At 41.2% G+C, this 14,238-nt stretch carries 15 protein-coding genes, 1 tRNA gene and 1 pseudogene; 13 read left to right on the forward strand and 4 right to left on the reverse strand.

Annotated elements, in window-relative coordinates:
- Positions 1-231: pseudogene (locus G610_RS24035) on the reverse strand (IS1182 family transposase); the annotation flags it as partial.
- 429 nt (positions 232-660) lie between these two features.
- On the opposite strand from G610_RS24035, the gene G610_RS0114880 reads away from it, so the two are divergent.
- Positions 661-1,275, forward strand: coding sequence for a hypothetical protein (locus G610_RS0114880; RefSeq protein ID WP_196809853.1), 615 nt, complete (start codon positions 661-663; stop codon positions 1,273-1,275).
- A gap of 268 nt (positions 1,276-1,543) precedes the next feature.
- On the opposite strand, the gene G610_RS0114885 is transcribed toward G610_RS0114880, so the two are convergent.
- Positions 1,544-1,617 (reverse strand) — tRNA-Pro (locus G610_RS0114885).
- 170 nt (positions 1,618-1,787) lie between these two features.
- Between G610_RS0114885 and G610_RS0114890 the strand changes: the two genes are divergently transcribed.
- From G610_RS0114890 to G610_RS0114905, 4 genes are all read left to right on the forward strand, one after another.
- Entirely contained in the window at positions 1,788-2,753 is a 966-nt protein-coding gene (locus tag G610_RS0114890; protein ID WP_026525408.1) for a carbohydrate kinase family protein, read from the forward strand.
- Positions 2,754-2,829: 76 nt separating this feature from the next.
- Positions 2,830-4,110, forward strand: a complete 1,281-nt coding sequence (locus tag G610_RS0114895; protein ID WP_035797702.1) for a class I SAM-dependent rRNA methyltransferase — start codon at positions 2,830-2,832, stop codon at positions 4,108-4,110.
- A gap of 36 nt (positions 4,111-4,146) precedes the next feature.
- Positions 4,147-4,998 (forward strand): NAD(+) diphosphatase, encoded by an 852-nt coding sequence (gene nudC / locus G610_RS0114900; protein ID WP_026525410.1) that lies wholly within the window; start codon positions 4,147-4,149, stop codon positions 4,996-4,998.
- A gap of 47 nt (positions 4,999-5,045) precedes the next feature.
- Positions 5,046-5,522: a hypothetical protein gene (locus tag G610_RS0114905; protein WP_051198039.1), complete on the forward strand. Its 477-nt coding sequence runs from the start codon at positions 5,046-5,048 to the stop codon at positions 5,520-5,522.
- A gap of 26 nt (positions 5,523-5,548) precedes the next feature.
- Here G610_RS0114905 and G610_RS0114910 read toward each other — a convergent pair whose 3' ends face one another.
- Positions 5,549-6,178, reverse strand: coding sequence for a lactate utilization protein (locus G610_RS0114910; RefSeq protein ID WP_026525412.1), 630 nt, complete (start codon positions 6,176-6,178; stop codon positions 5,549-5,551).
- Positions 6,179-6,441: 263 nt separating this feature from the next.
- Between G610_RS0114910 and G610_RS0114920 the strand changes: the two genes are divergently transcribed.
- The 5 genes from G610_RS0114920 (at position 6,442) to G610_RS21175 (ending at position 10,121) form a co-directional block, all read left to right on the forward strand.
- Positions 6,442-6,651 carry a helix-turn-helix transcriptional regulator gene (locus G610_RS0114920; protein ID WP_026497007.1) on the forward strand — a complete coding sequence of 70 codons (210 nt, stop codon included), beginning with the start codon at positions 6,442-6,444 and terminating at the stop codon, positions 6,649-6,651.
- Between the two features lie 2 nt (positions 6,652-6,653).
- A complete protein-coding gene (locus G610_RS0114925) occupies positions 6,654-7,130 on the forward strand; it encodes a hypothetical protein (RefSeq protein ID WP_035797703.1) in 477 nt (158 codons plus the stop codon).
- 22 nt (positions 7,131-7,152) lie between these two features.
- Positions 7,153-8,331, forward strand: a complete 1,179-nt coding sequence (locus G610_RS0114930) for a MerR family transcriptional regulator (protein WP_026525415.1) — start codon at positions 7,153-7,155, stop codon at positions 8,329-8,331.
- Between the two features lie 272 nt (positions 8,332-8,603).
- Positions 8,604-9,422 carry a class I SAM-dependent methyltransferase gene (locus G610_RS0114935; RefSeq protein WP_026525416.1) on the forward strand — a complete coding sequence of 273 codons (819 nt, stop codon included), beginning with the start codon at positions 8,604-8,606 and terminating at the stop codon, positions 9,420-9,422.
- A 126-nt stretch (positions 9,423-9,548) separates the two neighbouring features.
- A complete protein-coding gene (locus G610_RS21175) occupies positions 9,549-10,121 on the forward strand; it encodes an NUDIX hydrolase (protein ID WP_081667511.1) in 573 nt (190 codons plus the stop codon).
- 67 nt (positions 10,122-10,188) lie between these two features.
- Here G610_RS21175 and G610_RS23175 read toward each other — a convergent pair whose 3' ends face one another.
- Positions 10,189-10,365: a hypothetical protein gene (locus G610_RS23175; RefSeq protein ID WP_330367642.1), complete on the reverse strand. Its 177-nt coding sequence runs from the start codon at positions 10,363-10,365 to the stop codon at positions 10,189-10,191.
- 519 nt (positions 10,366-10,884) lie between these two features.
- On the opposite strand from G610_RS23175, the gene G610_RS22375 reads away from it, so the two are divergent.
- From G610_RS22375 to G610_RS0114960, 3 genes are all read left to right on the forward strand, one after another.
- Entirely contained in the window at positions 10,885-11,700 is an 816-nt protein-coding gene (locus G610_RS22375; RefSeq protein ID WP_051198040.1) for a GNAT family N-acetyltransferase, read from the forward strand.
- A gap of 9 nt (positions 11,701-11,709) precedes the next feature.
- Positions 11,710-13,620, forward strand: a complete 1,911-nt coding sequence (locus tag G610_RS0114955; protein ID WP_026525417.1) for an endonuclease MutS2 — start codon at positions 11,710-11,712, stop codon at positions 13,618-13,620.
- Positions 13,621-14,008: 388 nt separating this feature from the next.
- Positions 14,009-14,238 (forward strand): transposase (locus tag G610_RS0114960; RefSeq protein WP_026525287.1); only part of this gene is annotated, 230 nt, incomplete at its 3' end.

The following is a 14,238-nucleotide window of genomic DNA, read 5'->3' on the forward strand; positions in this document are numbered from 1 at the left end:
ATATCCTTCACTCATAAAACCGAATAGTACGGTCTTCAACATTTTGACTGGATTATATCTGATTCTGCCAAGCTTATGCTCTGGCACATTTTTCAGATACTTCTCAAGATTCATACCTCCCACGAGTTCGTCAAAAGTAAAAACCGGATCACAGATATCCAAACAATCTGAAATAAAAAATGGTAAAACGCCCTGATTTATAGTATTATAAGAATTGGTTTGATTGTTCATGGTAATATTTTACCATGAAAAAAGAGAAGTAATCGGCTGTTTCCAGCTATTACTTCTCTTTTTTTCATGGGCTTATTATTTCACAGCCCCTTCGCGTGAACAAGGAGGACGATGCAAAGATCGTTATTGGATGCGAATTCAAAACCAGTGAAATTGTATCAATCACAAAACTAAACCTCCGCAAGATAAAATGCTTTGCGGAGGTTTGGTAAATATAGGGTAATCAAGTGAAAAACAGGTCTTTATCAGTGTATGATAAGGCCTGTTTTTGTTTTGTGTTATTTTTTCATTATGAATTAGGGGTGATGGAATCATCTAAGTGGAGGAGGAATATATGTCTCTTAATGAAACAGATAAGTTTGGGATTCGTTAAAAGCTGCTACTTATCTGACCATAACATCAGTAGTTGCAGGGGATGATTCAGTAATTGTGAGCATAGAATCAAATATGAGATACGGATACAAGCTAAGGCTTTATCATAGTTGCTATATAGAAGGGGACATATGTAATCCTAAAAGTATAGATAAATATCCAAAGCAGGATGGACAAATTGCTACGTATGTCTTTGAAATTCCCTATGATACATTAGTTCTGGGAAATAGATCATTAAAAAATATCTATAACTTTCATGCATTTATATATGAAGCAGATAGTGATACATTGCCGCCATATCAGAGTAATGATGTAATCAAAAAGATTACGAAGACATCCGATGGCTCAATAATCATCACAGAATTTGATACGCCAGAAATAACTACAAAAACCGTTAAAATAGCAAAAAAAGCAAAGAAAACAACGGCTACAGCTTATGTATCAGATACCATGATATTGAAGGTAAAAGACGGAAAAAAAGCAATAAGAGTTAATAAGCTGAAATTCAAAACAAGTAATAGAAAGATTGCAAAAGTTAACAACAAGGGTGAAATAACGCTGAAAAAAGCCGGTAAAGTTAACATTACAATCACAACTAAAGACAAAAAGAAATCCGTTACACTCATTTTGAAAGTAAGGCCTAAAACATTGAAGGAGTTGACACGCGCGTGAACACTAATGTTAGAAAAAACTTCTTGTAAAAAGTTGCAAGAAAATTCTGAAGCAAGTTGTTTCAGGTTTAAAATTGTCTTGAAAAACGTACGGATTTGAACCTGCGGTCTCCGCTTCGCTCCGGTCGGCCCAAAGCCGACGTCCACCGGACGTCGTGGGCCCTCTGCGACCCGAACGGGCGCTCAGTACGCATAAGGTCGCAGGCACAATACCGGTTATTTGAGTAATAAAAAAATCAGATACCTAAAGGTACCTGATTTTTTATTAGTCGAAGTGACAGGATTTGAACCTGCGACCTCTGCGTCCCGAACGCAGCGCTCTACCAAACTGAGCCACACTTCGCTATATGTAAAGCGGAAGTCATAAGACTTTCGCAGCACACATGATAATACAATAAAATGATGTGAGATGTCAATAGGGACGGAGGATTTTTGGGAGATAATGGGTGTAAGAAACGGCGTCTGTATGCTATATTAATTTTGTATGCAGTTAATTTTTGAGAAGGTGGCAGTGTGGAAACTGTGAGTAAATCTGTGGATGTAACGGTAATTGGTGCAGCGGTGATGGACGTTCTGGCAGGGGCAGTAGGACCGGAGGTTTTCGAGATTGGTTCTGTACCGATGGATTATATACAGACGACCTTTGGGGGCGATGCGCTTAACGAAGCGGTGGTTTTGGCAAGGCTTGGGAAGAAGTCGGAGCTTATAACCAGGCTTGGATGCGATGATGCAGGGAAGCGAACGGCTCAGTTTTTAGCTGAAAACGGAGTAGTCACAGAGCATATTAAGATCTCGGATGAATATCCCTCATCTGTAAACATTGTCCTTGTGGATAAGGCAGGAGAGAGGTATTTTCTGACTGATCCAAAGAGCTGTTTAAGGAAGCTTTCTGAGGATGATATCACACCGCACATTGATCAGATGGCAGATATTGTCAGCTTTGCCAGTATTTTCGTATCGCCTCTTCTTGGGATAGATGAGCTTCTTAGGGTTTTTAGTAAGATAAAAGAACCTGTTTCAGGTAAAAAGCGAGTACTGTTAACAGATGTCACAAAGCCCAAACACGGTGAAACTCTAAAGGATATTGCCTGCTTACTTCCGCATATAGATTACTTCCTTGCAAATGAGGATGAGATATCTATGCTTACGGGGGATAAGGATGCGGCAGCAAACGCAGGAAGATTTATATATGAAGGGGCAAGCTGCGTGGTAATAAAACGCGGTAAAAGAGGATGCCTTATCAGGACAGCAAAGGATATGTTGGAAATTCCCGCGTTTGAGGGATGTAAGGTTGTTGATTCAACAGGTGCGGGGGACAGCTTTGCGGCTGGATTTTTATATGGCCTCTCAGAAGGGTTTTCTCTGGAGGACTGCGGGAAATTTGCCTGTGCCACAGCGTCATGCATAGTTGAGAAGGTAGGCGGATCTGCAGGAATTGAATCGGCAGATGAGCCGATACGCAGATATAGAAGCATGTAACGACATTAGATTAGGCGCAGCTGTCACAAGCTGAAGAAATAGAGTAAATGTTAGTTTCAAAGAAAGAGTAGTAATTATGAGTTCAATAAAGATTTCAGATGCATCAGTAATTCTTAGAAAAGGCGAGGGCCGCACTATTAAGGCAGGCGGCGCCTGGGTTTTTGATAATGAGATAAACAGGGTTGAAGGGACTTTTGAAAACGGAGATATCGTCGAAGTCCATGACCATGACGGATATTTCATGGGATATGGTTTTATAAATACCAATTCCAAGATAAGAGTTCGCATGATGTCCAGAAGAAAAGAGAATCCTGTGACTGAGGATCTGATTGAGACTAGAATCCGCAATGCGTGGGAATACCGTAAGGCTGTCATGAACCCTGAGCTGTACGGTTATAAAGAAGTCGCAGCAGATAGCGCTTCAGATACAGAGAAATTACAGAACCTCTCATGCCGTCTTGTTTTTGGAGAAGCTGATTTTCTGCCCGGAGTTACCATCGATAAGTTCTCAGACGTGCTTGTAATCGAGTCTCTGGCTCTTGGAACAGATAAAATGAAGGATATTATCCTTGATAAATGCAAGAAAGTTTTGTCAGAGGATGGCGTAAATATCCGCGGAATCTATGAGAGAAGTGATGCGAAGGTTCGCGAGCAGGAAGGCCTTGAGAGAACAAAGGGCTTTATTGGTGAACCTTTTGATACCAAGGTTCTTATCGAGGAGAACGGCGTTAAGTATTATGTAGATGTGGAAAATGGCCAGAAGACCGGATTTTTCCTGGATCAGAAAAACAACAGAAGAGCCATTGCGTCTCTTTGCAAAGGTAAAAAGGTCCTGGACTGCTTTACTCATACAGGTTCCTTTGGCCTTAACTGTGCGGCAGCAGGTGCAAGCTCTGTTCTTGCAGTTGATGCATCAGATGTGGGATGTGCACAGGCTGAGGAAAATGCCAGATTAAACGGCCTTGAGGATATCATCAGATTTAAGTGTGCGGATGTGTTTGATCTTTTACCTGAGCTTGAAGGAAAGGGAGAGAAGTATGATGTGGTCATCCTTGATCCTCCTGCATTTACCAAGTCCAGAGCTTCTATCAAGAAGGCAGTAACGGGTTATAGAGAGATAAATATCCGCGGCATGAAGCTTGTGAAAAACGGAGGCTTCCTTGCAACCTGCTCATGCTCTCACTTCATGGACGAGGAGCTTTTCGCAAAGACCATCAGAGAAGCGGCAAGAAGTGCCCACAAGCTGCTCCGACAGGTGGAATTCAGGCAGCAGGCTGCGGATCATCCAATCCTTTGGTCAAACGATGCTTCCTACTATTTGAAGTTTTATGTTTTCCAGGTTTCAGACGAGATGTGATGCATAGTATAATAAAATAAAAAAGCGAGATACATTATGATACAGGATATTGCACCGAGAGTTTTTCATAATGAATATAAAAAGGAGCTTCCTGGCCCTGACGATATAATCTTTTCGTTTAGGGACAGGAAGCTCTTATGCGTTCTTTTGGAGAGCGGGGAAGTGAGATGCCCCAAATACAGTGAGGTCAGCGTGGATGCGGGGAAACTGATTTATCTTTTTGCCATAGATGATACAAGGTTTTTCCTATATCCCGAGGAATGCGAAGAGAGCCCTGAGGACGGCACTGAAAAAACAAAGTTCAAATATGAAACCATAAGAGTCTTGCGAGGCGCGGATCCCGGGTACCTGTGCTTTGCAGGAATGACAGCGTATCACCTTTATGTCTGGTACAGGGATAACAGGTTTTGCGGCAGATGCGGCCATGAGACTGAGATTTTCGATAAGGAGAGGGCTGTAAAATGTCCTTCCTGCGGGAATGTGATCTATCCCAAGATCTGTCCTGCGGTTATTGTGGGTCTTACAAATGGAGATAAGATCATGATGACCAGATATGCGGGAAGGGAATATAAAGGAAATGCGCTGATTGCAGGCTTTTGTGAGATTGGTGAGACTGCAGAGGATACAGTAAGGCGTGAGGTCATGGAGGAAGTTGGCCTTAAGGTAAAAAATATCAGATACTTTGCAAGCCAGCCCTGGGGATTTGATTCAAATCTTTTGCTTGGATTTTTCTGCGAACTTGACGGAGATGAGGATGTTCGCATGGATGAGGATGAACTGGCGAGAGCCGAGTGGGTGCCGAGAGAAGAGATTGGTCAGGAGGCCAGCGATCTGAGTCTCACAGCAACCATGATGATGCATTATAAAAATCATCCTGAGGAATTCTGATACTGTAACTACATACATTGACACTTAGAAAAATACAGGAGGTTAGCATGGAAGAGCAGATGAAAAAAATCGGACGACAGATGGGAATTATTATGGGAATCCTTATGAGTTTTAGCTTGTCACTGGTTGAGACACTGGCATCAGGCAAATTTACGATACCGTCCTTCCTGATAGCCTTTGTACTTAGTGCGGTCATCAGTGTGCTTATTGGTTTTGCAGTACCGGTTGGAAAAATAACTGCGGATGTATGCAGGAAATTCAAACTGGAAAGAGGGAAAATCAGTACCCGCGTGGTTGAGAGCCTTATATCGGATATTATCTATACTCCTATAATCACTCTTGTCATGACAGCATTTTTCTATAAGATGGTCATGATCCAAAGTGGCGGAATGGCGCAGCTTTCCTTTATCCCAATGTTTATAAAGGGAGCCATTATAGGCGTAGTTGTCGCTTTTTTCCTTATCTTCATCTTCCAGCCCATGATACTTGGATATTTAATGAAAAAGAACGCCAAGGAAATTTAAGGAAACTACGCCCGCAGGTTCAATGATTAGAATCCAAGATTATCATCCACAAGGATTACATGGATTCTTCCTTCGTGTCTTGAATATCTGGTCATAAGGAACTGACAGCAGATGGTGTCGGGAGATTTGCAGTCCATGCACTTTCCTGTTTTAGCGCAGGGAGTAGCAAGGCCGAATCTCTGAGCGTTTATGGGAGCAGCTACATTTCGTGCTCTTTTCATGGCGCTGTCAACATCGGGGCAAACCTTGTTCATGCCTACGATGAAAATGACCTTTTTAGGACCCTGAGCGATGGCTGATACTCTGTTGGCGTTGCCGTCAATGTTGATAAGAATGCCGTCATCGGTCATGGCGTTGGCACTTGATAAAAATACATCTGCGTCGTATGCAGCAAGCATGGCAGCACGCTTATCTTCAGCCTTATCTCTGTCGATGAAGTTATAATCAGGAGTCTGAAGAGCATCGACGAGACCGATCTCGTGAGCACTCATTGCACCGCCCATGGTCACACTGCTTCCCTTGGGGATGAGTTTAAGGGCCAGCTCCAGAGCTTCTTCCTTTGTCTTGGCATAATAACCGGACATATTTCTTGATTTAAGGCCTTCAATGATTTTTGTGGACAGAAGGTCATTTCTCTTTACGATGTTTTCATTCATAGCCATATTCCTCCTACTTTTTCGTGATGCAATAAAATTAGTTTCCGTTATCTATAAATATATCATCACAGCTGTAGTGATTACCATAAGAAAATACGTGCGTGTAAAGAAGGTCTCTAGTGGTCTTCTTTTTTATTGCAAAGTTTATTTTACATTTTTTGCAAAGTATGCTTGACATATTTTGCAAAGTTTACTATACTGAATTTGCAAAGTTAACTTGGCAAAAACAAAGCGCAAAAATAGAAAGACATCAGAGGGGATCGATGAAAAACAATATTAAGGAACTGCGAAAGGCCAACAAGCTCTCGCAATCAGAGCTGGCTGACATCGTCGGAACCACCAGACAGACCATCACTTCCATAGAGGTTGGGAAGTACACAGCGTCGCTGGTTCTGGCATACAAGATTGCACATCATTTTAACCTGACAATTGAAGAAGTATTCGATTTTGAGAATTTGGAGGATGAGGATTGATTATGGATAAGCGTGTAGAGAAAATGAGAGAGACAATAACAAATAGAAATAAGGCACTTTTAGGATTAATCTGCCTTACAAATGCATTTGGTTTAATCATGAGAAGAGACTCCGTTGTTGCACTGGCTAAAACTCAGGCACAGGGAGATTTCGTACAGGGATTTGTTATAGGAGTTGTGATCGCTATGGATCTTCTTCTCGTGGCACTTCTTGTTAAGAACTACGCAGCACTTAAGGATGAGAAAAAGCTTGCTCGTCTTTACAATGAGATGAATGATGAGCGCGAGATTAAGATAGAAGCTCTTGCAGGCAAGGCTGCTCTTAAATTTGGTACTGTTTTAGCTGCTTTATTATCTATAGTAGTCGCTGTTTTTGTCAGCACAGAAGCAGCACTTTCAATAATTGGCGCTCTGTCAATAATGGCAGTTATTAAGGTTATAAGCAGAGTTTACTACACAAGAACATACACAGGCGAATAATCAGGGAGCATAAGGGCGTTTTATGAAAGAGACCATGACAACCGGGGAAATGGCCAGGATAGCGGGAGTTTCACAAAAAGCACTTCGAATATATGATGAAAAAGGCCTGCTACGACCAGTTGGATATTCTGAAGGTAATTACAAACTTTATGACAAAAATTCGCTTATGGTGCTGGAAAAGATCATCGCACTTAAGCACGTGGGCTTTAGTCTTGATGAGATAAAGAGCAATCTTGAAAATGACGGGCAGGAATCTATTGAAGAGACTTTAAAAAGTCAGCTTCAGCTCATGGAAAAAAGAATATATGAGATGCAAAAAGCCGCTGACTGTATAAAAATAGCATTGGCAAGGCTGGACGAGGATCCTGATTGGGATAATGTTGCAGATACTATCAGGAAGATGGAGATGGCACAGGGACAGGATGAGCGAAGGTGGTATGCATCAAGTCATGCCGCTGACGGCATAGAGTGGTATGTCAAAATATTTGACTCCCTTAAGTTTAGTGAGGGCGATAAGGTTCTGGATCTTGGCTGCAGTTACGGTCTTTTGTGGCGGGAGAACTGGGACAGAATTCCAGAGAACTTCCTTGTGGATGGCGTGGATATTCACGAGAGCTGGGCTGATGACTTTGCTGAGTTTTTGACAGAGCAGAAGGGGACGCTTCCTGCAGGAACTGTGATAAACATGATATTTAGTGATCTTGAGCGAGGAGATACCTGGGATGAGATCGGGAAGAAGAGCTATAACAAAATTGTAGTTCATTACCTTCTTACCTATTTTGAGCATCCTGAGATTATTATAAAAAAGGCATCAGAAGTCCTTACTCCAGGTGGGTTACTTTCATTTACCTATTTCGGTACAGGCATAGAACACGATAATTGGGAAAGATTTTTTGATGAAAACGGTTTTGATAAGATCTGTGTTACCAAAAGGAAAAACGAGCTAAACAGAAGAGAAGAGGAATTTTTGAAGCTGATAACAGACGACTTTTCAAAGGTAGAACGGGTACATCTTCCCTGTCCTCTTTCCTATGATGACTCTGAGCTGTTGTTTGAAAGGCTGCTAAAAAGATATCAGGAGGGCAATAAATATCTTCTTTCTGTTAAGGACAAATTGATGGAATGCTTTGACAGAATGATTGAAAAAGACGGCAACATAGTTGTCGATATTGATTCTACTTTTGTTCATTGTTATAAATAAATCCTTTGACAAGGAAATACTCTCACGTTATCATAACTACAATAAATTTTACTTAGGAGCACTTATGAAACAGCGTTACATGGTTAACTACATGGAGATGATGAACAGACATATTTGCTTATAGCGAAGTCACTTACACAGCTATAAGCCGATAGGTCTTATCTGTCTGTGTAGTTTTATCATAAGGACGACTATTATGAAAGCACACCGGACGGATACTATTCCAACTGATGTGCTTTTTTATTTCGTATGAAAAGAGGAGGTTTTTGAAGATGAGTATCAATGGAAAAGAATTGGACGAAATCTATCAGAGGCAGTATGCAGGCGGTTTTGAGGAGGGGCGCCTTACTTATACCAAGGCAAATGAAACTGAGTTCATATTAACGATACATTACATTCATAAATTCTTGCAAAAAGGCGCAAGGGTTATTGATATTGGGGCAGGCTGCGGTGCATACACTAAAGCTATTTCTGAGGAAGGCTATTTTGTGGATACCATAGACCTTCACGAGGATAATGTTTCGAGAATGAGAGAGCTTTTTAAAGACTCTGAAAATGTAAATGTCTATCAGGGAAATGCTCTTGATCTCCATGAGTTTCCGGATGATAGCTATGACCTTGTGCTGCTCATGGGCCCGGTTTATCACCTCCATAAATATGAGGACAGAGTTGCAGCAATAAAGGAAGCTGCCAGAGTTGCCAAGAAGGGCGCTCCAATATTTGTCGCCTTTGTACTTCAGGATGCTCCGCTTATTGAGTACATATTCCAGAGTGAAAATCCTGCGGAGGAAATAAATGAAATCGGCTACATAAGGGAAACAGCGCAGGTTACAGAGAATACAGGATCATCAATATTTCTTCACACCATAGCTACTATAGATGAATTAACTGATAAGGTGTGCGAGAGTATTCCTGTCACAAAGGGTCCACGCTTTGCACAGGACGGCTTATCACAGGTTATTCGCGAGGCAGTCAACAATATGTCTGAGGCTTCATACAACGAATGGATACAGTATCTTATTGCAACTGCAGAGAGACCTGATCTTATGGGATATTCCAACCATGTTGTTCAGACCTTTATTAAAAAGTGATGACATAAAGCCAATCTCATTTAAGAAATCAGTGCCTGGTCAAAAAAGATGTGTTGACCTCGCCCTTAGGGCAGGCTTTATCCTTTCACTAAGGTATTAAATAAAACTGTGAAAGGAAAAGCTGGTATGAATGCCTTGGAATATGTTGAAAGCTACAAAAACGAAGGCGGCTATATAAAGGCTCTTCGTAAGCATGTAGGACATGCGCCGCTTATCACAATTGGCGTAGGCACCATTATCGAAAATGATAAGGGCGAGATCCTGCTTCAGAAGCGAAAGGACAATGGTATGTGGGGAATTGTCGGCGGCGGAATGGAGCTTGGTGAGAACTTTGAGGAAGTAGCAAGACGGGAAGCCAGAGAAGAAGCCGGGATTGAGCTTGGGGAGCTTAGGCTGCGGGCTATCTGCAATGGGCCTGACAGATTTATTACCTATCCAAACGGAGATATCTGCTATACTTCCGCCGTTGTCTTTTGGACAAATGAGTTTTTTGGCGAAATCAAAAATGATCCCGAAGAAGTCTATGAGCACAGATTTTTCGGAAAAGATGAATTACCTGAAGAAATGAATGGTTTTGATAGGATTTTCATCGATATATGGCAGGAGCCTTCAGATGGCATTGCGATATATGATGGTAAAAAGCTTTCATGGCAGACGGGAGGAAGTATTGCACAGCTGAGCAGATGCTTGAGTTTATAGATATTTGCACAGACAGAATAGTCGATAGAATTAATACTTATAAAGGACTGGAATTGCAGGATATAGCTTAAAGTTTTTCTAGACCTTTTAGCCTGATTTCATCAAGCTCCTCAGCTGTTAAGCAACCCGATTGATACAGCCTGAGATATTCTTTTGAAACGTCTGAATCAAAAATGAGTACATCATCAGAGTTAATGGTGACATCAACTCCGCTGCGATAGAGCTTTGCTATCGGCAAGTACAAAATGATTATGCAGATCTGCCTTGGGAAAGCTTCGAATCTGATCTATGTTTTCGCTTTTTAGCGCTTCTATAAATGTCATAAGTGCGGAAATCTCCTTGATTTTCGTAATTGCTCTTGATGAAAATCATATATCCCTGAAAAGGTTGACAGATAGAAATACAGGTAATATATTCAAGTTAGAGCATAAAATGTGCTTATCCATAATATTACAAAAAGAGGAGCTTTATGTTAAGCGTGGTGAATTAATTTCATTGCAATACGGCTACATGATATTGCAATGGGCACAGGATTCAATGAATCAATATTTGTGGGTTAGTGGTTTGTATCACTGGCTTATTAGATTACGCTTAATAATATTATGGTAAAGAAGCCGCATTTTATGAGGTTGTTTTTTGATATGAAAAATTTAGGACCATGATATCTTTGCGTAAGATGTCATGGTTTTTCTTTTACCAAAAAACAACACTAGCGCAGAATTTCGAAGATGAAATCCTTTTTATGACGAAAGGGGGAATAAGAATGTTAGAAAACTTAATTATAAGAGCAGAAGAACCTGCTGATTACAAAAATACAGAACTGATGACCATGCGCAGCTTTTTCAATAAATACAGGCCGGCAGCAGACGAGCATTTTCTTATAAGGATAATAAGAGAATCGGAAGATTACATTCCGGAAATAAGCAGGATTGCTGAATGGAACGGACGCATTGTAGGAGCTGTCTATTACACAAAGGCATGGATAGTGGATGGGGACGTGACTCATGACATAGTCACCTTCGGACCGCTGGCGGTTGAGCCCACCCTGGAGGGAAACGACATAGGAGGAGCTCTTATGCGTGAAACCATAAAGCTTGCTAAAGAAGCAGGTTATGCGGGAATCGCTTTAATGGGAGAGCCCAATTACTATCCACGGTTTGGATTTGAACGGGGCTCAAAGTATGGAATCACTGATGAGCAGGGTAACAGTTTTGATGCATTAATGGTTCTTCCGCTAAATGCTGATTTTTCACAGATCAAGGGAAAGCTCATTGAGAGCAGGGACTTTGAAAAGCTTGAGGACAAGGAAAGACTTGCAAAGATCAATGAAGAGTTTCCCAAATATCGCGTAGTTAAAGTACAGGAAGATTTTATGCAGATATTTGAGCAGCATCTTGGAGTGGTTGAGAAGATAGAGGATGACACCTATATGGTTCGCTACTGGGAGCTTGTAATCCCTACAAAGCTTGCGGAGGGTTTGGATAAAAAGCCGGAAGTAGGAAGCGATGTGCAGTTTATCTGGAATCATAAAGGTGAATCAAAGATCACAAAGGTGTTCAAAAATCTTCTTGAAGATTGAGAGGGAAAAATGAACACAGAAAAACAAATTGAATTCGATAAAATAAAAAAGATATGGTCAGAGCTTGCATGCACTGACTATGCAAAGGAACAGATAGATAAGACTGAGATTATTCTAAATGAACGCGAACTTAGAAAAGCTATTAAAGATACCACAGAAAGCCGTGAGATGATTGAAAAGCTGGGTAATCCGCCTCTTCAGAATGTCACAGAGATAAGAGATATTTTGACGATAGCTGATAAAGGAAAATGCCTTACACCCTATCAGCTTGAGAGAGTTGAAACGGCGCTGGTGGCTGTAGAGAGAATGATGGACTACTTAAGCCGCGGAAGGCAGTATGACAATTCACTTGCCTTCTATGATGAAAACTTAAATCCGCTTTCTGAGCTTAAGGAAGAAATAGTAACGCAGATTAGAAATGAAGAGGTGGATGACAGAGCATCAAAGGAGCTTTACGAACTTAGAAACCGCATTGTTTCTATGGAAGAATCAATGAAGCAAAAGGCTGATCAGATAATCAGGAAAAACTCAGCCTACATGGCAGATTCATTCCATACCGTTAGGAATGGAAGAGTATGCGTTCCGGTAAAGAAGGAATATAAATCCAAGATCCCGGGTAGCGTTATAGGAAAATCCTCAACGGGTAGCACGCTTTTTGTTGAACCCGAGGGCCTTTCAAAGTGCTACGAAGAGCTGGAGCTTCTTCGCATCGATGAAGAAAATGAGGTATACAGAATCCTCTATACTCTCACAGCCATGGTGTCAGATTATGCGGCCATCATAGAAGAAAATGTTCAGATGATTGAAAAGCTGGATTATGTTTTTTCAAAGGGAAAGCTCAGTATTGATCTTGATTGCATAGAACCGGAAATTAATCTGGACAGGAGAATTAACCTGGTAAAGGCAAGACACCCTCTGATGGATAAGGAAGTAAACGTGCCTCTTGATTTTACACTTGGAGAAGGCGACATAAGAGGAATAGTAATCACGGGCCCTAACACCGGCGGAAAAACAGTATCCATCAAAACGGTCATGCTAAGCTGCTACATGGCTCAGTGCGGATTGCACGTAGCCTGCAGGGAAGCTGATATCTGCATGAACAGTAATTACCTCTCAGATATCGGAGATGGACAGAACCTGTCTGAGAACCTGTCGACCTTTTCAGCCCATATAAAGAATGTCCTTGATATCCTTGGAAAAGTGAACCATGAAAGTCTTGTTATCATGGACGAGCTGGGATCAGGCACTGACCCTGCAGAGGGCATGGGAATTGCAGTAGCCATTCTTGAAGAACTTAGAAAAAGTAATGCGAATTTCCTTGTAACAACCCACTATCCTGAGATCAAGGATTATGCTGCCAAAACAGAGCATATCATGAATGCAAGGATGGCTTTTGATAGGGAAACTCTGCGTCCCACCTATGAGATGGTAATCGGAGAAGCCGGCGACAGCTGTGCGTTTTACATCGCTGAAAGACTTGGAATGCCAGCGGAAATGCTTTCTGTCGCAGCAAAGGCAGCCTACGGTGACGCTGCAGCTAACGATTATGTTTTCTCAGATAAAAAGGAAACACGAAAGAGAAGCACCGGAAGCAAAATCGTTAAGGCAAAGCAGATACATTCAACAGCAGAGCTTGAGCAGAAATTCAGCATCGGTGACAGCGTAATGGTCTATCCCGATAAAAAGATAGGAATTGTATGTGAACCCATAGATAAAAAAGGAATCCTCAGAGTACAGCTGCCAAACAAGAAAATCTACATAAACCACAAGAGAGTAAAGCTCCATGTAAAAGCAGACAAGCTATACCCCGAGAACTACGACTTCTCAATCGTCTTTGACACAGTGCAAAACCGAAAGGCAAGACATGAAATGAGCCGTAAGTTCACGGATAAAGTCATAGTATATGACCCAAACGACTAATAGTAATGGAGGGGGTAGATCCGCTTCGCTTAAATAAAAAGAACCGGTTTAAGTTAACCGGTTTCTTTTATATTTAAGCGTTAGACAGGGCTCGAAACTATAACTACCTTTTTACAAAAGTGTTCCTAATATATGTATTACGCTCCTTTTTACACAACATATATAAGAAAAACTCTTAAGCCAAATTTATATACCTATTTCTCATGTAACTTCTCCGCAAGGTATATAAATTGAATATAATAATTTAATTTATATACTTTTTTATATTTATTTCAGTAACGTCCTTATAATGGTGTAAATTGAATATTGTATTATAAAAGCCACAGGCTCTTACCTTTAGGTATAATAGAATCACCACAACCCTAAATAATACCGGAGGTAGAACACAATGGCTCAACTCAATATTACTTTAAATCAGGATGAAATTCTACAATTATTGTCATCAGACCATGATGAGGCATTTCGTAAGCTTTTAACTGACAGCCTTAATGCTGTCCTGGTTGCTGAATCAACTGAGCAGCTTGGTGCTGAACGTTACGAGCGCAGCGATGAACGCATGGATAGCCGGAATGGTTCCCGCGAACGCAAACTCAATACGCGTATAGGTACAATCACCCT

Origin of the sequence: Butyrivibrio sp. MB2005, from assembly GCF_000424285.1 — a bacterium.
Lineage (GTDB): Bacteria > Bacillota > Clostridia > Lachnospirales > Lachnospiraceae > Butyrivibrio.